22 protein-coding genes are annotated in these 21,143 nt (G+C 41.9%); 9 read left to right on the forward strand and 13 right to left on the reverse strand.

All coding sequences use genetic code 11. The features are described from left to right. Positions 1-20: 20 nt before the first annotated feature. The 5 genes from FDK13_RS33755 to FDK13_RS33775 form a co-directional block, all read right to left on the reverse strand. The gene (locus FDK13_RS33755; RefSeq protein WP_137344426.1) at positions 21-239 is read right to left on the reverse strand and encodes a DUF8835 domain-containing pootine; all 219 of its coding nucleotides are present in this window, start codon (positions 237-239) and stop codon (positions 21-23) included. Between the two features lie 31 nt (positions 240-270). Then, positions 271-513, reverse strand: coding sequence for a hypothetical protein (locus FDK13_RS33760; RefSeq protein ID WP_137344427.1), 243 nt, complete (start codon positions 511-513; stop codon positions 271-273). 154 nt (positions 514-667) lie between these two features. Then, positions 668-1,045, reverse strand: a complete 378-nt coding sequence (locus FDK13_RS33765) for a hypothetical protein (protein ID WP_137344428.1) — start codon at positions 1,043-1,045, stop codon at positions 668-670. A 46-nt stretch (positions 1,046-1,091) separates the two neighbouring features. Then, positions 1,092-2,162 (reverse strand): DUF932 domain-containing protein, encoded by a 1,071-nt coding sequence (locus tag FDK13_RS33770; protein ID WP_137344429.1) that lies wholly within the window; start codon positions 2,160-2,162, stop codon positions 1,092-1,094. Between the two features lie 42 nt (positions 2,163-2,204). Continuing rightward, positions 2,205-2,597 carry a single-stranded DNA-binding protein gene (locus tag FDK13_RS33775; protein WP_137344430.1) on the reverse strand — a complete coding sequence of 131 codons (393 nt, stop codon included), beginning with the start codon at positions 2,595-2,597 and terminating at the stop codon, positions 2,205-2,207. A 758-nt stretch (positions 2,598-3,355) separates the two neighbouring features. Here FDK13_RS33775 and FDK13_RS33780 point away from each other — a divergent pair. The 6 genes from FDK13_RS33780 to FDK13_RS33805 all read left to right on the forward strand — a co-directional run bounded on the left by FDK13_RS33780 (position 3,356) and on the right by FDK13_RS33805 (position 8,026). Next, complete coding sequence (locus FDK13_RS33780; protein WP_137344431.1) at positions 3,356-3,913, forward strand: Crp/Fnr family transcriptional regulator; 558 nt, start codon at positions 3,356-3,358, stop codon at positions 3,911-3,913. Positions 3,914-4,181: 268 nt separating this feature from the next. Further along, positions 4,182-5,375: a hypothetical protein gene (locus FDK13_RS33785; RefSeq protein WP_137344432.1), complete on the forward strand. Its 1,194-nt coding sequence runs from the start codon at positions 4,182-4,184 to the stop codon at positions 5,373-5,375. Positions 5,376-5,384: 9 nt separating this feature from the next. Continuing rightward, positions 5,385-5,951, forward strand: coding sequence for a Crp/Fnr family transcriptional regulator (locus FDK13_RS33790; RefSeq protein ID WP_137344433.1), 567 nt, complete (start codon positions 5,385-5,387; stop codon positions 5,949-5,951). A 171-nt stretch (positions 5,952-6,122) separates the two neighbouring features. Continuing rightward, complete coding sequence (locus FDK13_RS33795; protein WP_137344434.1) at positions 6,123-6,593, forward strand: MauE/DoxX family redox-associated membrane protein; 471 nt, start codon at positions 6,123-6,125, stop codon at positions 6,591-6,593. Positions 6,594-6,677: 84 nt separating this feature from the next. Beyond that, positions 6,678-6,914 carry a DUF6520 family protein gene (locus FDK13_RS33800; RefSeq protein WP_137344435.1) on the forward strand — a complete coding sequence of 79 codons (237 nt, stop codon included), beginning with the start codon at positions 6,678-6,680 and terminating at the stop codon, positions 6,912-6,914. A gap of 59 nt (positions 6,915-6,973) precedes the next feature. After that, positions 6,974-8,026, forward strand: coding sequence for a hypothetical protein (locus FDK13_RS33805; protein ID WP_137344436.1), 1,053 nt, complete (start codon positions 6,974-6,976; stop codon positions 8,024-8,026). Between the two features lie 12 nt (positions 8,027-8,038). Here the strand turns inward: FDK13_RS33805 and FDK13_RS33810 are convergent, their stop codons facing one another. Genes FDK13_RS33810 through FDK13_RS33820 form a run of 3 tightly spaced genes read right to left on the reverse strand, consistent with a single transcriptional unit; the run spans position 8,039 to position 13,888 of the window. Then, positions 8,039-9,427: a TlpA family protein disulfide reductase gene (locus FDK13_RS33810; protein WP_137344437.1), complete on the reverse strand. Its 1,389-nt coding sequence runs from the start codon at positions 9,425-9,427 to the stop codon at positions 8,039-8,041. A 28-nt stretch (positions 9,428-9,455) separates the two neighbouring features. Next, positions 9,456-10,865, reverse strand: a complete 1,410-nt coding sequence (locus FDK13_RS33815; RefSeq protein WP_137344438.1) for a RagB/SusD family nutrient uptake outer membrane protein — start codon at positions 10,863-10,865, stop codon at positions 9,456-9,458. Continuing rightward, complete coding sequence (locus FDK13_RS33820; protein WP_137344439.1) at positions 10,865-13,888, reverse strand: SusC/RagA family TonB-linked outer membrane protein; 3,024 nt, start codon at positions 13,886-13,888, stop codon at positions 10,865-10,867. The genes FDK13_RS33815 and FDK13_RS33820 overlap by 1 nt, the downstream gene beginning before the upstream one ends. A 386-nt stretch (positions 13,889-14,274) precedes the next feature. Here FDK13_RS33820 and FDK13_RS33825 point away from each other — a divergent pair, with 386 nt between their 5' ends. After that, positions 14,275-14,691, forward strand: coding sequence for a helix-turn-helix domain-containing protein (locus tag FDK13_RS33825; RefSeq protein WP_137344440.1), 417 nt, complete (start codon positions 14,275-14,277; stop codon positions 14,689-14,691). Positions 14,692-14,709: 18 nt separating this feature from the next. Then, entirely contained in the window at positions 14,710-15,114 is a 405-nt protein-coding gene (locus FDK13_RS33830; RefSeq protein WP_137344441.1) for a helix-turn-helix domain-containing protein, read from the forward strand. Positions 15,115-15,387: 273 nt separating this feature from the next. Here the strand turns inward: FDK13_RS33830 and FDK13_RS33835 are convergent, their stop codons facing one another. Continuing rightward, the gene (locus FDK13_RS33835; RefSeq protein WP_137344442.1) at positions 15,388-16,308 is read right to left on the reverse strand and encodes an Rpn family recombination-promoting nuclease/putative transposase; all 921 of its coding nucleotides are present in this window, start codon (positions 16,306-16,308) and stop codon (positions 15,388-15,390) included. Between the two features lie 646 nt (positions 16,309-16,954). Here FDK13_RS33835 and FDK13_RS33840 point away from each other — a divergent pair. Further along, entirely contained in the window at positions 16,955-17,212 is a 258-nt protein-coding gene (locus FDK13_RS33840) for a DUF6855 family protein (RefSeq protein WP_220417498.1), read from the forward strand. A gap of 111 nt (positions 17,213-17,323) precedes the next feature. Here FDK13_RS33840 and FDK13_RS36845 read toward each other — a convergent pair whose 3' ends face one another. The 4 genes from FDK13_RS36845 to FDK13_RS33860 form a co-directional block, all read right to left on the reverse strand. Further along, on the reverse strand, positions 17,324-17,551 hold the full coding sequence (locus tag FDK13_RS36845) for an RNA polymerase sigma factor (protein ID WP_137344443.1): 228 nt from the start codon (positions 17,549-17,551) through the stop codon (positions 17,324-17,326). Between the two features lie 139 nt (positions 17,552-17,690). Beyond that, positions 17,691-18,104, reverse strand: a complete 414-nt coding sequence (locus tag FDK13_RS33850) for a hypothetical protein (RefSeq protein WP_137344444.1) — start codon at positions 18,102-18,104, stop codon at positions 17,691-17,693. A 265-nt stretch (positions 18,105-18,369) separates the two neighbouring features. Next, positions 18,370-19,044, reverse strand: a complete 675-nt coding sequence (locus FDK13_RS33855) for a LuxR C-terminal-related transcriptional regulator (RefSeq protein WP_137344445.1) — start codon at positions 19,042-19,044, stop codon at positions 18,370-18,372. 1,070 nt (positions 19,045-20,114) lie between these two features. Then, positions 20,115-21,143 (reverse strand): T9SS type A sorting domain-containing protein (locus tag FDK13_RS33860; protein ID WP_137344446.1); only part of this gene is annotated, 1,029 nt, incomplete at its 5' end.

Below are 21,143 nucleotides of genomic sequence, written 5' to 3' on the forward strand. Positions count from 1 at the left end.
GATCAACATCCGCCCGGAAACTACTGCCCGTCACCCTGAGAGTAGAAACCCTTGAAATGTAGATTCTTAGGCTCGACCGTCATACCCAATAAAGCACAAAGCTTTGTGAAATGATCATAGCTGTATTCGTACCAAAAACTATAATCCACATTGATGTTGCTCAGCTTTTGGGTAACCTGTTTTTGTGTCTGTTGCGGTAGCTCTTCAAAGCTATAAAGTGTGATAGTTATCTTTTTCATGATTTCTGGTTTTTTAATTAACCGGTTGAAACTATACGATCATTTTCTCACCGTACTTTGCCACATTTCCCTCCTTAGTTCTTTGCCTGAAATCAAGCACATACTTTTGTATATACTGCTCTGCCGTAGTCCCTTTGCGTCTTTCTTCACGGATCAGCACCACAGGCATATTGATTTCAAACCACCTGAACGTGCGTATCTGCGGATTTCTAAAAATCATCGTGATATAAAGCTGATCCCGGTCGTTTTCCGTGGCTAGTTGCCAACTTACCATATCGCGGTTGTTTTTTTATTTCCTTAACAGCCATAAGAATATCTTCCTTTGTATGTGGCTCCTCAGGAAAAAGTGTAAAAGCCGCTCCGCTGCTCTATACAATCTCGCCTGAATACATGATCCCGTTTGATGTATATTCCATTTGATTTGCCGGTTACGGATAGAAAAAAAGATCAACAGCCTTTACAAATTTTCCATTTTCATGTTGTCTTACAGCGGTATAGGTCACAATACAATGGATGGTAAAACTGGCCAGATATCCATCAAACAATTGATCTGCGAAAAGGTTACTGCTTTTATGCAGTTTTGCACCATATTTGTCTATTTTTTGATCCACCTCACCGGCAAGAGCAAGCCAGAAATCAAAAGTAAAAAGACCATTATTCCATTTGGAGCGGTTCAGTTCCTCGTTCTCCTTTACAGTTTCACACATTCCCTGCACGAAATCGATTAATTCCGGCATTTCATTTGGAAACAACTGGTGAAGCAATTTCCCTTTCTCTGGATTATTCAATTGATTTAAAGCTTTCATTTTAGGTTGGTTTATGGCAGCCACCGCAAGGCGGCTGCCGGGTTATTTAATTCATATTAAATATGTCAGCTCCGTACTGTGTAAAGTCTTCGCAAAGATTAAAGGCAGTTTGTCCGCGGAGTTGCGCCGTACCACCCAAGAGCATGGATTTCACTTTGGCCTCTTCGTCTTTGTAACTTCGTACATTAGAAAAGTAACCCGTGATCGCATTATAACAACCAAAGACCGTCCCGGCCGTCGTCTCCATATTCTGGGTAGGACTGCCGAGCGCGTATTCATAAACACTCTCAACCATGTTGGTATAATGTGAAGACAGTTCTTCAACACGGCTGTCTTTAAGCTTACCCAAAACCTCGCGATTAGGTGCCATGGCCATTTCAATCAGCCTTTTAAGTTCTTTGTCAGTGATACGCACTTTTGCCCATTGGTTAAAAACGGGTTCTATTTCCTGTGAGAACGTGCAGGCCATGCCCATTACCTTGTGGGCTTGCTCCAGCCGGAGTTTTGCATTGGCCGTGTGACGGATGCGTACGACATTTGTCAGATTGCGCATCGCTGCATTTAAAGTATTGCGACAAACTACACGAATCGGCGTAAAAGCTGCGGTGATACTGCCCGAACCGTCATGGGAATTGGTCAGAAAAAGATAACGTTCGATCACATCATCCTTACCTACACGGATATAACCGGGCAATTTGGCAGTGATGAAAATACGTTGACCGTTTTTACCCAGTGCCCCCGCAGTCTCATACAGGATTCCATCCCCCTGTACGATGGAATCAAAAAAAGAAAAAGCATCGCGGTTCTGAACGATCTGATAGTCCTTACCGACAACACCTAGCGGCGCGCCGGTATCCATCCGTTTGGTTGCAAAGCAGTCAGGGACAATAATTTTCGAAGCAGAATAATCTATAACGCTGTCATCTATACGCGAATGATCTGCATCAATAAAAACAGGTGTTTTCACAACCTGATAATCCAGTCCTGCCAGTTTGATGGCTTCGCCGCTCGTCGGGTAGCCGTCCAAAATCAGCCCTAATCCGTGCCAGGGTTTTTCCTTTACCGAAAAAAAACTGTACTTATTTGATTCGTCATTGAAATGAAGGTCATGTGCCATGATATTTCTGTTTTAAGGATTGAAAATAAAAACCGGAATGGATCAGAAAGGAAGATCATCGTCGGAATCGTTGCCCGAAGGAGCCGAAGTAGCCGGTGCGTTTTGTACTACGTTTTCCTGCCCGGTTTGTTTGCCTGTGTGCAGTTTGATCCGGTTCGCATGAAAATTAATGACCCCGACCGGCTCGCCGGATTTATTGGTATAGGCCTCTACCCCGATACGTCCGTACAGCTCAACAAGTACACCCTTTAAGAGACGGGGTGCAATGGCCTCACTGTTCCAATAGGCACACCGGACGAAAGTGGTTGTTTGCACCCCTTCCCCATTTTTTGGTTTGTAATAGTCGTTAATAGCCACTGAGAAATTGACCACTTTTTTACCTGATTTTGTTTCTGATACCTGTGCATCCGAAACAATGCGCGCTACGATTTCCATGATTAAAAGGATTTGTTAGTGAAAAAATATTTTCTGTTTTTTTCTCTTTTCCTCCAATCTGCCTGCTGAAAAACACAATTGTTTTCGCCCAAAGAAAAAACAAGAAAAAAAGAAAGCCCTCGTAAAGTGGCCCCAATCAGGCCAAAAGGAACGCGGAATAAGTCCCGAAGGGTGGCGGCCCAGTGTACCGAATTCTCGGGCAATAACAGGCCGGCATTATGCCGAACCGTTTTGGCTGCTTTCCAGGATGCTCCCCAATGGGGCCACTACCTTAGCTGCACTTTTTGGCTTGTGATTTGGGAGAAAATAATTAAGAATCTTAAAACAAAACGGCCCTGAAACAATAAATTAAAACAAACCTCTATTTTTAGGATAATTACAACAAAACAATTAATAAAGCATTGATTTATAGGACAGTATTTGATTATAGACAAAAGGTTACATATTTTTAACAATCTGACACATTTCACTCGTTAAAATTACAACCATGAGCACTGTCTTATCCATCCTGCGAATCTCAGCTGTTTCCCTTCAAACATACAAAGGCAAGTTTCGACAGACGCTGCCTTGCCATTCTTTATCCTTTTAGCAGGCAAAGCTTTTCTAATCCGCATTTTAATGGTCATTCACGGATCGCTTTCCAAAGCGTGAACTCCGGGCAATTTTACAGTTTATAATGCCGTAACCGGTTATACTCCTAACTTTTACATTTTTTCACCTGTCTTTACCTCTCACTTCCACAACAAGTCCATCAAGCCATGATCATCAGCAAATTAGTTACTTATCTCAATTCCCTACACACTGTCAGTTTCCCGCTTAACAAACACCTGCGGACGGTGGCACAAGAAAAACAGTATCCCAAAGGCTACCATCTTTTTAAACAGGGCAGCATGGTCAATTCCTGCTTTTACATCGCAGAAGGGCTGATCAAATCGCGTTACTTCGGACCGGATGGAAAGCAGTTTATTACGCGCTTTTATGATCAGAACCAGGTCATGCTGCTAGATAGTTTTTGTGACAGGCATCCATCTCCGGAGGATATAGTTCTGCTTGAGGATACCACCCTTTTGCAAATAAGTTATCAGCAGGGAGAATATCTCAACACCCATTTTACGGAAGTCAGTGAGCTGACTGGTAAAATAAACAGATGGGACGGCAGTATGCACGCGCTCCGGGCAAAATTGGCAACGATGCCTACCAAGGCCGCTATCGACCATTTTTCTGTCCGTTTCGATTGCAGCCGGATATCATCGGCAGATCTGGGCTCCTTTCTGGGCGCGAGCACGCGTAGAATTAACCAACTGAGAAGTAATTAAAATATTTAATGAAATTTTAATGTCCGGGAAATATTTCCTGTTTTCTTTAAAATTCATGTTTTAGTTTTAGACTAGCAAACAGCTGTTTTAAGTAATGTAACCTGAGGATACTCATTTTCAGGAAATGAATTTAGCACCCAGCCATTCAAGATACGAACAAACCAAGCACCTTTCCAACACAAAGGCGTGCCGGTGAGCCTTGTGCGTTTTCGATCAGAAAGCAGTATGCCGGTGTATGTTAAATTCATCATTCTAAATATTACCTTCCATGAAAAGCAATTACATCTTCGAGTGGCTCGATGTGCTTGTTACCATCACACTCAACCCTTCCAAAACCGATTTCCCTCTGGTACCACAACAGCAAATCGATTTGCTCGACAAGACCATTGCAACGCAAAAACAAACCTGGAAGACACTCTTTAAAAGCGAAATCTATGCCGTTAAAAACCAGGAGCAAATGCAGCTTCTCCTACGGCGTTACCACTCAGATTTTATTGTGTTGCTCGACCAGGCCCACGAAAATTATATCGTCAGCAGTCAGCACCCGACATCGTTACATCCGGTTGTTGGAGTCATTGTAAACATCCTTGAAGAGCTGCTGGCTTTTATCGAAGGCCGCTATGGAAAATTCCTGGCCCTTGATCAAAGGGTACCGGTAACCTACCTGGAAAGAAGCAAAGAAGAAATCAGAAAAGGCCTGGACCGCCTTAAAAAGAAACTTTTTGACAGGCTCACCGATAAAATTTTGAAAGGCATCGTCTATGATACGTTATACCGCTTTACAGACGGATTCCAAAGGCCTGTTACATTCGGCGAGGTGATTTATTACAAAGATCTTGTTAAAGATCTCGATGAAATATCGTCTCTTAAGTCAGAAACAGATCTGTATAAATCATTAAATGAGGTATTGGTTTACCGTAATTTCAATAAAAAGGCGTACCTGAATTACTTTACAGGAAGAATAGCAAGAAAGGTTAATATGCTACAGACGGCACAGGACAGGCTCGACCAGCTGCTTTTGTCCAATAAAGAGTTCAACCAGATGCTCCGAAAACCAGGCGTGGCACTTAATCCACACTATACCGATATTGAAAAAGTGGTCGGCAACTGGTTTTCCAACGAAATCGGTTATCTGCAAAGCCGCTACCCGTGGGAAGTGACTCCCTTGCCGGCTTATCAGCTTTCAGAAAAAGAACACGAAGCAAAAAAAACGAAAACGAAACTCGACCTGAATACAGATCAGATCGCTTTGCTGTTAAGAGCCCTGGTGGATACCAAAACCGTGGCATTCACTTCAGTAAACGAGGTATTTAAAATGGTAACTCCGTTTTTGTCATCTAAAAAGAAGGAAGACATTTCCTGGAATAGTATGCGGCGTAGCACTTACGCCGCCGAAGATCGTGACAAACATGCTGCTACTGCGGTTTTAGAAAAAATGATACTGGTAATCAAAAACTACTAATCTCAGATCATGATGGATCAACACGCACTGACAACATACCTGTTATCTTTGACACCGCTGAGCGAAGAATTCATCTCGGTGTTAAACCGACACATGCAGCAGCATGTTTATAAAAAAGGGCAGCCTCTTAAAACTTCCCAAAGGAATTCAAGCATCTGGTTTTTGGTTAACGGCATAATCAAATCCTGTTATTTTGACAGTGACGGCAACGAGCATGTCAGCCGGTTTTGGAAAGAAGGCGAGATTATTCTTCTGGAGGAGAATGCCTACCATGAAATTCCGTCGGCCGATTACTTGATCATGATCGAAAATACCGTGCTTTTATCCATACCGGATCTTCGGGTAGCCTACCTGTTAGCGCATTTTCATCAGGCCCAGACCCTGAGAAGTATGATCTTTCAGATGGACCGGGATAAAGCCGAAGTGCACAGCCATCTGCTGCGACTACCGATCAAAGCTGCATACCGAAAATTTGAGAAGATCTTTCCAGTAAACCGTATTCCCATTCAGGATATCGCCCGTTACCTGGGTGTGCCCCCAAAACGTATCAGCGAGATCAGAAGCGGGAAACAATAATCTTGTATCATAATTTTTCAGCCACACAATAGCCAAACAGGATAAAATTTAGTCCGTTTGCTGCCTATGAGCCACCCCAAACGGAATGCTACCTTTACATTAAGGCGGAGGAGTCTGACTAACGCTGACAGTCCATCTATCAATACGGGATACAATAATAGAAAAGTACTTATGAAAAAATTCCTAGCACAAATATCTCAGCTGGTTGGCACGCCTAAAGTCAGGGAGTTATACGTAGATACGGCCAGCCTGCTTTTTATCGTGCTTTTTATTTATGCCTCGGTCAGCAAACTTCTCGATTACCAGAAGTTCATGATACAACTTAGACAATCCCCGTTACTGAGTGCCTGGTCAGTATTGTTTTCCTGGTTTGTTCCGGCTATTGAGATTATCCTGGCCATCATGCTGGTATTTAGCCGCACCAGAATAATGGCCTTATATGGAAGTTTCACCTTAATGGTCACGTTCACGGCATACATTATAACCATCCTGAATTTTAGTGATTATATACCATGCTCCTGCGGAGGAATTTTAGAAAATATGTCATGGAAGGAGCATTTGTTATTTAATCTCGGATTCACAGCACTGGTTGTAATCGGAATCTTACTTGAATCCGAAAAAAAAAGATTTGAGCTTTATTAAAAATATTCTATTGCGCAATAAGAATCAGGGTATCCGAAAACCTGAAAAAGAGTAGGAGCCAGTTGAAATTTAAAAGCAATCAAGATGAAAACTAAAAAATTAATGCTCTCCATTGCTGCCTTTGCTTTTGCCACCATAGGTGCATTCGCCACAAGAACAACGGCTTCTGAAACAGTGGATTCACTATGGAGGCAAAATGCGTCCGAACCCGAAATTTGTGAATCACAAAGTGAATGCTCATTAACCAGTGGCCAGGCATGTTCTTTCCAGTCTTACTCCGATGCAACCTGTTCAACGCCGGTTACCCGGTTTAAACCTTAAAACAAATCAAATAAAGCGGGTTGCAATTTCGACCCGCTTTATTTTAAAACACCTCAGGTATGCTAGCCCGAAAATTATTGTTTTTGTTTTTTTTAACGATAACAGGGATCTTTCCTGTGGCAAGCCTGTACCTTATGCATTACTATCGTGCATTACACCACAATGGCTTTTACCGGATTTTCCCTCCCCACGTCTTTGGCACGCCCAACAGATTGCATTTAGGCCACAACTCGTATTATATTGCGGGATTAACCCAGGACCGTATCTATCTGGGTAATGTAACCGCACCGCTGCGTTTGTTTTCTGTCAACTTTCATCTTAAAGATCCCCAAAAGGTTCTTTTGAAATTAAATCAAAAAGACAGCATTGTTCACGACGCATTAAGAGTACAGGTTGATTTTCCATTTATTTATGTGCATGAACAGATCACGCCATCCTTGTTTTACGGAAACTTATCTGACAGCAGATTATATGCGGTTAAATTCCCTGCACGACGGCTACCGCTTCTGTCTTTATTTCCCCTTTCTACTCATCAGTACATCACCCGCTCCTATGACAGTACTCTGCAAAGCAATGTGTTAAATAAAATCTCAATCAGTCCTTTTACCATCAAAACAAATAAAAAAGCTCTGCAGAAACAAAAGGATGGTTTCTTTTCAACGGATGGTATGCTGGTCTTCGATAAACCGAAAGCAAGGTTTGTCTATGTTTACTATTACCGCAATCAGTACCTGTTGTGCGACACCGCTTTGAACGTTTTAAGTGTTGGCAACACCATTGATACCAACAGTCTGGCAAAAATAGAAATCAGTAAAATAGACTCTGACCAAAAAACCGTTATTTCGGCTCCCCCACTGACGGTAAACAAAAAAATCTGTATCTCCGCCAATACATTGTTCATCTATTCCAATCTGGTTACCGACAATGAAAACAGGTCCGTATTCAAGCATCAGTCCGTCATCGATGTCTATTCCCTTGAAGAAAACCGTTATCGTTACAGTTTTTATATCCCTGATATCGAAGGAAAAAAGGTTAGTAGCTTTCAAGTTGATGGCACGACCCTGATTGTCATTCAGGATCGTTACCTGACCACCTTTTCGCTCAACCTCTAAATCATCTTTCGATCAATCGGCAGTCTTGCTACTCACAACAATAACATTCATTTCTTTGCGGGATCTTACCAAATCCAGCCCGTTTAACTGCAGCCCTTTTCTGACATCCGTTATATCATTCATGACTGCATCCAAATGAATGTCAATGTAATGATCTATTGCCGTCTGGTCTATAATGGGTAGCTCCCCCGGATTGTATTCCCATATTTGTCTGATCAGTTGATACACCGGAATATTGGCCATATCCAGCGATGCCGGGGAATGCGCCATAATACATTTTAAACCCTTACTTTTCAACTTGTTTGCTGCACCTGCATGGGTGACCACCAGTTTCCAGCAGGGCATTTCTCTTTTTTCTACACGAACCTGATAGCCAAAATATTTCATCAGGTCCTGCCGCATAAGTTTGGTCAGATACTGAGTAGTAGCCCGGCTTTTGGGGACTAGCAGCTCATAACAGTACAGGTTTATACCTGTTTGGATGTCCGCTGTAAACTCAGCAGAATCTTCCAGCTCCAAAACCGGATTACTCCAAAAAATCCCGTAGGCCGACCTGGCAAACCTGTCTCTTAATACGCTGCTGCCAGCATGAAAGAATCCAGGCATCCACGACACAGAATCACCATAAGCCAAACGGTACAGCTCAGACAGCGATACCCCGGCAACCCGTATACCATTGGGTTTCATTCCTTCCCAATAAGGTTCCGAACTGCTCATGTAAGGCTGATGGATCATCCGGGTTTCTTTACGCCATTTTTTCAAAACACTGGAGTATACCCGTTCATCGTCAGATGCAGCATCGCCGTCTGGAAATGTTTCGTCCATTTTCTGCTTGTCCGCAGCGGCACTCCGGTCTACAAATTCAAAATCTTGCCCATGAACAAATTTTTCAATATTCGCAGCGGTTAGCTCTGTCGAGCTCGTCAGCGCTTTTACGATCCCTTTGTCATCAACCCAGATCACATAGGGCACAAAGCTGACACCCAGCTTCATGAACAAATCAGAATTGTAGGCTACCAGTAAATCCAGGTTATACCGCTCCTTGTATTTGTTATATACCTGGGCCGCCACGCGTGTGGAATTTTTATCGAGTCTGTCCTTTCCTACCATAAGGATTTGCAGGTCCGGGCCGAATGCCGCCTGAAGCTTGTTTAATTTGGGCAGACTTTCGATGCATGAAAGACATCCCGGCGTCCAGAAATCGATGATTGAAAACCTACCGGCAAGACTGGCCACAGTGCGCTTCTGGTCTTTATTATAAAAACCAACAGTATCGGTCAGAGAGACCGGAAAATTTTCCCCTACCCGCAACCCGGTGAGCTGTGCGGGTGTTTGCGCGAAAGCCAGCTGGTAAGACTTAGCAAAAAGAAAGATGAAAGCAAGAAAAAGAGTATTTTTCATTTTGATATGGTTTGGTTGGCCGTTCAAATCAGTGATAACCCGGATTTTGAACCAGGGAAGGATTGTTAGTCAGATCAGAGCTCGGGATGGGGTAATCTGCATCGGTCTGTTGCCATGATCCGGGCTTTATCGCCTGCATGATTTCATTGATTTGTCCTGTCCGTTTCAAATCAAACCAGCGGTGGCCCCACTCGCAGAACAACTCTATTCTGCGCTCATCGGCAATGGCTTGCAGCAGCAGTGACTGGTCAGCAGCTGTATTCTTCTGCTCTATACCTGAAAGACCGGCCCTGCGCCGGATTACGTTGATGTCCGCCTGCGCTCCTGAAAGATTATTGAGCGACGCGCGCGCTTCTGCCCGGATCAGATACAGTTCTGCCAGCCTGAAAACTACATTGTATTCAGTAACCGCATCCGCTGATTTAATTTTATACTTACAGGGCAGATGATACGACTGCTTATCATATTGATAAGAATTCACCCACGCCGTTTTTCTTTTATCGGCAGTTTCGAAAGCATCCATCACCTGTGAAGACAGGGATGCATAAAGGGGTGTCCCCGTGGTTTGAACAAACAGATAACCATCGCCGGCGTTTGTGCCAGGCACAACGGGTCTGAGCTGCCAGATCGTTTCTTTCGATAAGGCGTTAAAAACCTGCGCAAGATCTGTATTCAACGTATAATTCTGATTATCCAGGACCAGACTGGCCTGAGTTTCCGCATCAGACCAGTCTTCCAGATACAAATAAGTCCTGGCCAGAAGGGCCGTCGCGGCAGCTTTGTCCGGCCGTATGCGGCCCACTGAGCCAGAACCATCTAAAAGTAAAGACTGGGCGATTTTAAGATCAGACAGTATATTTTCATAAACCTTCTGCCCCGGCATCTGGATTGCATGGGCGTTAACCAGGTAATCGGTCGTTGTAATGTAAGGAACCCGTCCAAAGAGATTCACCAGATAAAAATGACAAAAAGCACGGATAAACCTGGCTTCTCCTTCAAGCTGTACACGTACCGGCGTACTTAACATTTTGCTCTGCTCCAGTCCGGACAGCACCGAATTGGCCTGATAGATATTACTGTATAACCGGTCCCAGACATTGCCTTTCAGCTCCGTGTTCGATGCGCTCAGGGCATTGTCATAGAATTCAATTTTGGTGGAAACCGATCCGTGATTGACAAGCTCATCCGATGAAAGCCCGCCATACAAAGTAAGCATCCCGTTCGAATAAGATGTAAGACTTTCCATCATTTGCTCGTAAACCCCACTCATCGCCCCTAATGCCGTAGCGTCATTTTCAAAAATGGCACCTGTGACCAGCTGATTAACCGGGTAGTCGGTTTCAAGAAACTGCTTGCAGCCACAAACAGAGCACAGCCAAAACATGGCCAGCAGCATTGAAGCTGCGCTGGCCGCTATGTATTTTTGTAAATGTATCATTAGAGCGTAAGTTTAAGACCCATTGAGATTGTTCGTAAAGAAGGAAGGCTGATAAAGCTCTGCGTTTCGGGATCAAGGCCAGAATAACGAGTAAAGGTCAGAAGGTTCTGGCCGGTCAAAGTCAGCTTCAAATCAGGTATTTTGATCGCCCTGGTCCATACAGCTGGCAGCTGACAAGACAGCGAAACGTTTTTAAGCCGGATATAGGAAGCGTCACCCACGGCACTGCTGCTGCTCTGGTTGTTTGTATAGGGAATGTAAGTCTCTCCGCTAACATTCTGGGAAAACTTTTGGATGGCAGTGCTGCTTTCCTGATTCTGCCACCGCTCCATAACCTGCACCGGCTGATTATTCTTGGTGCCAGGCATACCAAAGCTGCTGTTGTAGTTATAGCCGTTTTGTTTAACAAATTGAAAAAACACATCCAATTGCCATCCACCCATCCGCAGGTTACTACCAACCCCTCCGTAAAATTTCGGGACCAGCGCAGTGAATTGTTTCTGATCGCCGGCCGAAGAAATCACACCATCCCCGTTCACATCCAAGAACCGGTAGGTACCTGTTTTCGGATCCACGCCCTGAGCCTTATAAACTCTGGCCAGTGAAAGCGGCTCTCCGATCCGGTATCTGTTGACATAAGACGATCCCTGTAAATTGGGGTAGCTGATCAGTTTGGTGGCGGATACGGTCATATTAAAAGACACAGACCAGTTCAATTTCCGGTTTTCCGTTATGACAGCAGACATTTCAAATTCAACTCCCTTGTTTTGCACCTTAGCAGGCAAATTATACTGAATCGTCGTAAAGCCCGTGGTCGCCGGCAAAGGATAACCCACCAGCTGGCTGGAAGAACGGTTACGAAAAAAGCTGAATTCTGCCAGGATGCGGTTACTGAAAAAACCCAGTTCCAGAGCGGCTTCAAGTTTCCGGTTGGTTTCCCATCCATACCCGGGGTTGGCCAGTCTGGTGGGGATGTAAACAGCCATGCCATTATAGGCGTAAGAGCCAGCTGAATAGCTATCCAGATAACCATAATCGGAAATCTGGTCATTACCAGATGTTCCAAAGCTAGCTCTGAGCTTACCAAAACTTAAAGCGGGCCATTGCGACCTAATGCCATTTTCATTTGAAAAGATATAGCCGCCACCGACCGCCCAGAAGTTGGCAAAACGATTGTCAGGACCAAAACGGCTCGAGCCGTCACGCCTGGCTGTCAGGTTCAAAAGGAATTTTTCGTTTCCCACGTAGTTAAGCCTCCCATAAACCGCATTGTATTTGTATTGGGTATTAACGGTTTCTGTGACGTTAACCGAGGATGCCGCCCGGATATTTTCAAGCTGGGTGTCACTGGTAAACCCGGCAGCGGCAAGGGTTTGTTTGTCAAACCGGTTTTGTTGAAAAGTGGATCCAGCCAAAAATGTCATATCGCTCCGCCGAAATGTTTTTTTGTATTCCAGCTGCGGTTCTATAATCCAGGACTCCAAACTTCCGTTGCCAAAATTCGCGCTTCCGGTCAAAATGCCTGTTTGGGGGTTAAAACTGGCAACCGGGACGGAGGAGTTTTCTCCCATCTGCATGGCCGTGTACCCCATACTTGACCTGAGCACAAGTCCCGGGGAAATTTTATAGCTGGCCACGACACTGGTAATCAAATTATGGGTATTGGATTTATACTTCCTGATCAGGTACGCATAGGGGTTGTTAAATGTATAGGGTCCCCAGTTCAGCTTTCCCTCTTTATCATAAATATCAGGGGCATTGGGCAGCAGCTGGAGCGAGTTCCAGGTGATATCACCTGAAAAAATACGCTGGCGCTCGAGCTGATAACTCAAAGACGCCGAAAGGCCAAACCGGCCGTCCTCAGACTGGTGTGAAATGGTAAAATGCCCTGTTGTTTTCCGGTAGGAGAAATCTCCCGGAAAAACAGTCCCTTCCTTGTAATACCCGGCTCCAAGCACAAAATTTGTATTTTTACTGCCTCCCGACAGACTTGCCTGTACATTGGTTCTGAAAGCAGTTCCCCCGATTAATTTCTTCTGCCAGTCTGTGTAACGGGTGGTATCATACTGGAGCAGATCATAGCCATTAGATCCTGCCGTGGGCACCTTGCTGTCATTACGGTAGGCCTCATTTCTCATTTCAAGATACTGACTGGTATTAAGCAGTTTCATCCGGTGAGTCACCGTGCTGGCTCCCCTATCGGCAGTCAGATTAAAACGGGTAGTTCCCGCTTTTCCTTTTTTTGTAGTGATCAGCACAACACCGTTCGATCCGCGCGAACCGTAAATCGACGTGGCATCGGCATCTTTCAGCACTTCAATACTGGCGATCTCTGACGGATTAATGGCGCTCAGGGGTGATCCCCCGCTCATAATCGAATTCATTTGCCCCGACATCAGTGACGCAGAAGCGTAGGGAACGCCATCGACAACGTACAAGGGTTCATTACCCGAAGCGATACTGTTTGCCCCGCGAATCCGGATTTTAATACCACCTCCGGCTACACCGGACTGCTGCTGGACAAAAACACCGGGCATCCGGCCTGAAAGTGCCTGAATCGGATTGGAAACGGGCTGTTTTTCAATGGTCTGCTCGGTTACCTTGCTGATATTGCCGGTACTCAGTTTCTTGGAAGTCTCCCAATAACCCATAGAAACCTTCACCTCTTCCAGCATAGTAAGATCCTGTTGTAAAATCAAGACCAATTCCTTTTTTAAGGGCAAAACCAGCAATGTATCCAACGAACGGTACCCTATAAATGAAAGAAATAATCTCGTTTCTTTTTCAGACGCGGTCACGGAAAAATAGCCATTTTTATCCGTGCTGGTACCGTTGGTAGTTCCTCTCAAAAGCACGCTGGCCCCTGCCAGCGGCTCTTGATTTTCAGCAGATAATACCTGGCCTTGCAGGGTATAAGGCGTTTGCCCTCGTGCCGGCCGCCAGGCGCAAAGCAGGAAATACAGTAAAACGATGTAGGAAATGTATAGGCATAACTTTCCTACCGAACAATAAAGAATCTTCATTGCTAGCTATTTTTAAGGAGTGAAAATAAATATGTATCAGTGGGTTATCCGCGATCCTTTAACTTCTTTTTCAAGATGTTAAAGGATCGCAATTATTGAGGTTTGCGAATGATCAGCTGGAAAATGAAGTTCGGGTAATGGTTCATTGTGTTATGCTAAAGGATAAAAGATGATTCTTTTATAACAATTATTAATTGGCTTGATCCTCTAGTAAGTTATAACTTACTTTAATCTATTTAATTGACAACTCATAGGAAAGTGAAGCCAGTTATATTCAACAGAAGGCAAATTAGTATACTTCCATCGATAATGAAAAATATTTCGGTTGTCTTTTATGTATTTCTGATTGACTCTTATTATATTTGAGTACTAATTCAACAACAATTATGTCAGAAAAAGAGAGTTTTAAAACTATTGAATCAATAGAAGAAAACCATCAAGGCCGAAATGCTCAACGTATCCGTATCTATCTTGGTATAAAACAAGAGGTGCTTGCGCAGGAGCTGGGTTTATCCCAACCACAAATTTCCTCAATTGAGAAACAAACAGTTATAGAAGAATCATTGTTGGTTAGAATTGCCATTGCTTTAGGAGTAACTCCTGATTTAATTAAAAAATTTGATGTAGATAGAGCAATTTACAACATCAATCACTATAAAGATTCTACAATAAATGGTGGTAACAATGGAAGTGGCACTGCGCACCAACAATTCAACCCGTTAGATAAAGTTGTTGAGCTTTATGAACGTTTGCTGACAAGTGAACGGGAAAAGTTAGAACTTGTTTTAAATAAAACAAAGTAGTTTCAAACCAAAAGAACAATGGACAAGGACACCCTGTTTTCAGAACCATCTCAGCATATTGGAGTCAAAATTGGCAGTGCGAGACGATTAGTAGGGATTACCCAAAAGGATTTGGCTGACCGATTGGGCGTTACCAAACAGGCGGTTTCAAAACTAGAACAGACAGAGAAGGTAGATGATGACCGATTGGGTAAGATTGCTGATGCCCTTGGGGTTAGTTTAGAAGGGTTAAAAAAATTAAATAGCGACAATGTACTTTATTATAGCAACAATTTTTATGAAAATTGCGCGCCTCAGATTCAGAGTATGAATGCCAGAGTTGAAACGCTTAATCATTTTTCGATAGAACAGGCAATGAAATTATTTGAAGAATTGTTGAAAATGGAACGAGAAAGATTTGAAATTGTAACAAATAAAAAGTGATAAGATAACTTAGAGGGTTAACCTGGATAAATATATATTCTCATGATACTTACAACAATAAAACCGTAAAAGGACAAATCGAACTGGATATTGCCAAGGAGTTATTAGGAAGGAAGTAGAAGTAGCCTATCTTTTCAGTGAATAAGATTACAAGAAGGAATATTTAATTGACTCCAACGCAGTTATCGATTTTTGTAATGGCAAATCGTCTAACTTTCATTTTCATATAAAGCCGCTGGAAGTTTTCCCGGAATTTAATTTATCCAAGATATATTAAATTCCCGGATTTAGCTCCACTCTGACAGAAGCCACGAAATCAACAGTAACGCCTACCAATTTGGCAATTTTAGCATCATCAAAGACCGTTTCCCGAATAAGAGATTGTGTAAAGGCCCGATTTTTTTCGTACTCCTTTTTAGTCATACCAATTTTCTCTCCTTCTTTCATTAGATAATTTACCGTGCTCATAACTGTATTTTTAATGGTTATTGGTATTTTTTCTATCAATTCCTCAATCTTCTCTTTACCTAACTCACTCCTCTCGAACAAATAAACGATTAAGTTTCTCAGTAAGTTCGCCGGTACATTTTCAGACAACAGAAGTATTCGCACTATGTTAGCTTCTAACCAGTCCTTTTGGAAACTGTGTTTTAAGGCCAAAAACGAAGCTGCCAAAAATTTATTGTTCAAAGCCTCGATGTGTTCATCTGATACTTCATTCAGATTAGTGTAAATATAATCAAAGTCCGGAATAAACTGTTTCCATTCCGGTTCCAAATTCTTAAACAGGTTCGTCAAGGAGTAATATTCCCATTTGTCCTTTCCGTGGTAGAGTAAAACAGGAATAATCAGTGAAATATTCTTGTCATTTTCGATCTGTTTCTGCAACCCCGAAAAGATATAACTGCCAATTTGCACAGGCGTATACTTATCAGGGTAACTCTTGTGCTCTATAAGTAGAGATACTTTTATTTTACCCTTCCTATCCTTCCTTTCGCAAGAATATACAATATCCGACATCGTTTTTTGTAATTCCGCAGAAACATAGACATCAGGTAATTGTGTAAGCGTTGAAAAATCCAACTGTCCGGTCACAAACGGAGGCAGGTAGCTTTCGAAATACTCCAAAGCAATATTCTTATCGGCCATAATGGCCCGAATGAAGGTGTCATGTATTGAGGTGATTTTGCCCATACGGCAAAGATAAACGGTTTTTATATTCTATTAGAATAGTGAGATGATACTATGGATCAACATACAAAGTTAGTTCTACTTCGTAAAAAGGGAAGATTCGAAATCGAAAGTAATAATCCCGAAGAGAAAAAGTACTTCGCTAAGCTCAATTCCTTTCGAACGCATTTCGTAATCCGGATTTAGCATCTGGAAAATTTTCAATCTTGCTGCAATCGATATCCCAATTTTAATATATAATTAAGCTACCATCTAATGTCCGGTTTTTGGAGTAACGTCTAAAAAAATCGACCACCAGAAAAGACAATCTTAATACCAAAGATTAATAAGCGCTGGTAGTTGTGGATAGTTATGTCCAATACCAAATTATAAAATAATGCATTTTATAACTAACCTGAATTCGTGATACGAATATTATAAAAACAAGAAGAATATCGGTATATTTAAGTATCTAACATTCAAATGTATTGGGTTTAAGTTCTCATATTAATTCTTAACAGTTGAAAAAATTGGCAGATTTTTGTTCCCTTATTTGCTAAAATGATCCCTACCTTCGATGAATCACATGAAAAATCTGGGGATGATATAAAAAAAATCAGAGACTACTATGAATTACTGATCAACTATCTTCAACCTATAAAATTAAAACATGAAATTCGACATCGGCACAAAGGAAAAACCAATCGTTTGGAAGACACCTCCATTATCCTCCGAATTCACCATGCATCCAGATACAACAAAGGATGGCAAAGAAATCCTGGTATGCACAGTGGGGAAAACGGTTTTGCATTATGATTACCGGTGCCTCTCAGATCTTCATATGATGCTAAAAGAACACGGTGATTGGATGGAGTTGGGAAGTACTGATGAGCAAAAACAGGTAAAGGAAGGAACTGTGGAAGGCTAGGGACGCTCTGAAACAAAATCCGGTCAGCAGGTTTGACAAAAGATCAACAAGAATACAAATGAAGTGCCATTTTAACTATTAAATTACCCATTGAAAATCCAGCCATTGGAATTAATATTCAAAACAATGATTAGATGTCACTCTGAACAACCAAGTGACAAATCGGGACTCGAAATGAAATAAATACAGTTTGGATGTCAATTTCAGAAAGATGTCCTGTGTAAAATCCTCCGCTTTGTCTCTGTCTTTCAGAATGAAAAGATACTGCCTGAAAACCCTTTGAGACTGTCTCCTGTATAATTCTTCAAAATAAAAGTTTTGCTTTGTTCTGACAAACATCGCAATTAACTCCTCGTCAGATCCAATATTTTCTTATTCCTTTGTTTGTATATTATGATGGACATACAGACAATTGACCAGGTTAGTTTTAAATTCAAAAATAGTATGGCTTGATGCAGGACATACAGTGTATAATCCATTAGTTAAGTGAACCGTTGTCCAAAAATTTCAGCAGAACTTCCAGGATATTTTGATCGTCCGTTATTTTTCCAAAGCGATTGCTTTTGTTAATAACCTGCTGCCTCAGAAGCCACTCTTTGGGATGATGTAAAAAGATAAGAACTGGCTGCTCTGGTTTATATCGCTTCACATAGTCAATAAAGTGCACCTTTTCCATATCTTCAATAGCAGAAGTAAAACAGACAATAAATAAGTCATAACTGTTGTAGCCTCTTTTTGTATTTTCCTTATTCTGAAAAAGCATTTTTCTAAAAACCTGGCAAATACTTCCCGCATCCTCCACCTGTACCCTGCCCTGGTATCCATCAAAAAGCGAGGTCAATCTGCCTCTCAACGGAGCAGGATTCGTATCCAGAATCAGAACATGTTTCATATACGTTGGATATTCAAAATCTTATCGTTATCAGAAAATGCTTGTCATATAATTCCGAAGCCGCCTCTTACAAGTTTGAAGGATAAATCTTCCGGGCATGCATTCAGCAAGGTTTTACAAAGCTTGCCTTTCACTTTAACGGATGCTTAACTTTTGCATAATATCATTCAGATTTACCCTCCGGAAACCCGGAGGGTAATCACATGTGTGCGTATAGCCGCCAGAAGACGAACTTTCTTAATCCCGTTACGAGAAATACGTTTGACTACCCATTGCTACTTAAGTTCCTGATGTCACATACATTAAATTGCACATATTCAATCTCATCCCTCAGTTTCATGATATTATCCACCTGCATTTTTTTAAATATTGTCGATTTAATTGTACTGATGGTAGAAGCTTTTCTGTTCAGCACCTCTGCTATCCAGCTCGTTCTCATACCTTCACTCAGATACTTTGCAATTTCATATTCATGAGGTGTCAGTCTTGATCTTTTTGGCCTTGTAATTCTTTCTTCGTTTATGTCCTTGTCCGAATTCAAAATAAGGTCTATAATTTCCTGGCTGATGTAACGCCTTCCCTTTAAAACAAATTGAATACATTCCATAAGTTCGGATACAACGGCATGTTTGGACAAATAACCACTTATGCCGGTATTCATATAAGATATTACTGTGGCAGATTCAGGTTTTTCCATATAACCAATGAATCTTCCGGCTGGATACCTTTTTTTTATCTGGCAAATAGCATTTATTTCATTGGCCCTGGCCGACTGACTTATTCCTAAAATAATTAAATCGACTTCCTCAAATGGAAAATCACTGTTAAAAGATAAAATCGTATCTGATTCAATGATTGTCACATCAGAAAAACTATCTTTCAAAAACATTAGTACTCCTAAACGAAGTACCGGAAACTTATCAATGATTGCGATTTTCATCTTGTTCTTATTAAATTATAAAAATACTTCTCCCTCTTTGCTTTAATAAAGCAACGTACACTTTGTTCAAAACAGGATTTCAAATGTCCTGTCCGGAAATATCTCAACAGGCACATTTCAGCCATGGGTACGTCCGAATGTATTGGCACACGAAGCAACCCATAACAATAAACCTAAACATTTTGAAAACTTTCCCAAGCAGTTTTCTATCCCTCCGTAACACTTTCATACCCTGATATTCAGTATGCTTTTATTCATTCTAAAAATCATGGAGCATGTAAAAATATTACTCGTTGGCATGCTCATAGCGGATATAATCCACGACTTAGTAATAAATGGTGTGTTGCAGGCAAAAATAATCCTTCGACCAGCGGTAAACAAACGATAGCTACCTTACAGCCTCAGAAGCTGATAATAAAATCACTCCTCAGCCAACATATCATGGATTAGTAAAAACCTGTTTAATTTCTATGACTACTGAATAAGATACAGCTGAACGTCAAATTAACATAACTCTCCAAAGTATACGTCAACCTTTAGCCCGCTAATTTCAAAGCAGAAAATTCACTACAACTTTTATTGAATAATTTAATCTTGCGAAAACGATCCTTGATCTTGATTCTATATTTAAATATAAGATTATTGCAAATAATAAGCAAGTACTTATAAAACTTTTATCGAATTATTTTATCATTTCATACAAATCATTCATCATCCGATTCGTAAATATTGTAGTAGGTTCCTTTCGGGCATATACCATAAAAAAACCAAATTCCGGTACTTAAAGACCATTTTTTACGAGATTATCTGATCCAAAAAAAATCACAGACCAGATATTCATTTAAAGCCAACAGGAGCTATTCGACCAGACAGGCACCGTGTCCAAAATTCCGATCAAAGATAAAAATCTATGTAAAATACAATTTTTCGATCCATCTGAAACAACTTGCCAGACACACAGCCCCAACGGTACATTTTTATTGATGATGACCTCTAATGAATAGTAAAAGAACTTTAAGAAAATATCTTCCCGGAAAATCCGGAAAGATATTTCTAAATACATTTTAACCCTATTTGACAATCACTATTTTTTGTGATGATACCACGCCATTGGTGCGGACAATTTTCACCAGATACATTCCACCCGGAAGATTTGAAACATTGATCTCTCCCGTTGTTGTAGCAGCTGACTGGTGTACAATGCCTCCGTTGGGATTATAGATGGTCACTTTGCTTACCTGACCGAAATCACGGATAAGCAATTTGTCAGTGGCCGGATTTGGATAAACCGAAAGATCCGCTGCATTTCCATCAAATTTCACACTCTGGATACGGCTATAAGCGAACGTTGCATCTCTGTCCACCATTTTCAGGCGGTACAGGTTTTCACTGCCTTTTACCGGGCTGCTGTCCGTGAACGAATATTTGTTTTCAACTTTGCTGTCGCCATGCGAGCTAACTTTACCGATCATATGCCAGTCTTTGCCCGTAACGCTATGCTGAATTTCGAAGAAATCACTGTTGGTTTCAGCAGTCGTTGCCCAGTTTAGTCGAGCTACCTGTCCTTCCTTCGTTACATTGAAAGAGGTAAGTGTCACAGGCAGCGGAGTCGCGTTGATCGTGATTGTGGCAGGATTCGAGATCAGTCCGTTTACATCGGTTACGGTATAGGTAATGGTACTCGTGATCGGCACGGTTACGAGTGGATCCGGAGTAAAGGTCACGTCACCTGTTATCGGATCAACCGTATAAGTTCCTTCATTCGGAATCGTTATCGAAGTTGATGGTATTCCTGTATTTGGGTCTATCAGTTTCACCGTAGTCGGGTCAATCGGTGCTGAACCTGGCGTGTCGTTGGTCAATACCGTCACGATAGCCGGATTTCCGTTGGTAGAAGTTCCTATGTCAGTTTTTGCCACGGGTGGTGTAGCCGTTACGGTAACCGTAATGGGAGCCGGATTTGAAATCACTCCGTTCACATCTTTTTCCGTATAATTAACCGGCGTGGCAGTTCCTGTGAACGTCGCTACCGGTGTGAAAGTGATATCACCCGTTGTCGTGTTCACCACATAGGTACCTTCACCCGGAATGGTCACGGA

This window comes from Dyadobacter frigoris (assembly GCF_005280585.1).
Taxonomy (GTDB): Bacteria; Bacteroidota; Bacteroidia; order Cytophagales; family Spirosomataceae; genus Dyadobacter; species Dyadobacter frigoris.

What these genes read in the sequence shown, in the direction of transcription:
- FDK13_RS33760 (WP_137344427.1), bottom strand. Translation starts at nt 513, where the DNA reads ATGGTAAGTTGGCAACTAGCCACGGAAAACGACCGGGATCAGCTTTAT.
- FDK13_RS33765 (WP_137344428.1), bottom strand. Translation starts at nt 1,045, where the DNA reads ATGAAAGCTTTAAATCAATTGAATAATCCAGAGAAAGGGAAATTGCTT.
- FDK13_RS33830 (WP_137344441.1), top strand. Translation starts at nt 14,710, where the DNA reads ATGGACAAGGACACCCTGTTTTCAGAACCATCTCAGCATATTGGAGTC.
- FDK13_RS33825 (WP_137344440.1), top strand. Translation starts at nt 14,275, where the DNA reads ATGTCAGAAAAAGAGAGTTTTAAAACTATTGAATCAATAGAAGAAAAC.
- FDK13_RS33835 (WP_137344442.1), bottom strand. Translation starts at nt 16,308, where the DNA reads ATGGGCAAAATCACCTCAATACATGACACCTTCATTCGGGCCATTATG.
- FDK13_RS33780 (WP_137344431.1), top strand. Translation starts at nt 3,356, where the DNA reads ATGATCATCAGCAAATTAGTTACTTATCTCAATTCCCTACACACTGTC.
- FDK13_RS36845 (WP_137344443.1), bottom strand. Translation starts at nt 17,551, where the DNA reads ATGTTTGTCAGAACAAAGCAAAACTTTTATTTTGAAGAATTATACAGG.
- FDK13_RS33850 (WP_137344444.1), bottom strand. Translation starts at nt 18,104, where the DNA reads ATGAAACATGTTCTGATTCTGGATACGAATCCTGCTCCGTTGAGAGGC.
- FDK13_RS33805 (WP_137344436.1), top strand. Translation starts at nt 6,974, where the DNA reads ATGCTAGCCCGAAAATTATTGTTTTTGTTTTTTTTAACGATAACAGGG.
- FDK13_RS33840 (WP_220417498.1), top strand. Translation starts at nt 16,955, where the DNA reads ATGAAATTCGACATCGGCACAAAGGAAAAACCAATCGTTTGGAAGACA.
- FDK13_RS33810 (WP_137344437.1), bottom strand. Translation starts at nt 9,427, where the DNA reads ATGAAAAATACTCTTTTTCTTGCTTTCATCTTTCTTTTTGCTAAGTCT.
- FDK13_RS33755 (WP_137344426.1), bottom strand. Translation starts at nt 239, where the DNA reads ATGAAAAAGATAACTATCACACTTTATAGCTTTGAAGAGCTACCGCAA.
- FDK13_RS33855 (WP_137344445.1), bottom strand. Translation starts at nt 19,044, where the DNA reads ATGAAAATCGCAATCATTGATAAGTTTCCGGTACTTCGTTTAGGAGTA.
- FDK13_RS33770 (WP_137344429.1), bottom strand. Translation starts at nt 2,162, where the DNA reads ATGGCACATGACCTTCATTTCAATGACGAATCAAATAAGTACAGTTTT.
- FDK13_RS33820 (WP_137344439.1), bottom strand. Translation starts at nt 13,888, where the DNA reads ATGAAGATTCTTTATTGTTCGGTAGGAAAGTTATGCCTATACATTTCC.
- FDK13_RS33795 (WP_137344434.1), top strand. Translation starts at nt 6,123, where the DNA reads ATGAAAAAATTCCTAGCACAAATATCTCAGCTGGTTGGCACGCCTAAA.
- FDK13_RS33785 (WP_137344432.1), top strand. Translation starts at nt 4,182, where the DNA reads ATGAAAAGCAATTACATCTTCGAGTGGCTCGATGTGCTTGTTACCATC.
- FDK13_RS33775 (WP_137344430.1), bottom strand. Translation starts at nt 2,597, where the DNA reads ATGGAAATCGTAGCGCGCATTGTTTCGGATGCACAGGTATCAGAAACA.
- FDK13_RS33790 (WP_137344433.1), top strand. Translation starts at nt 5,385, where the DNA reads ATGATGGATCAACACGCACTGACAACATACCTGTTATCTTTGACACCG.
- FDK13_RS33800 (WP_137344435.1), top strand. Translation starts at nt 6,678, where the DNA reads ATGAAAACTAAAAAATTAATGCTCTCCATTGCTGCCTTTGCTTTTGCC.
- FDK13_RS33815 (WP_137344438.1), bottom strand. Translation starts at nt 10,865, where the DNA reads ATGATACATTTACAAAAATACATAGCGGCCAGCGCAGCTTCAATGCTG.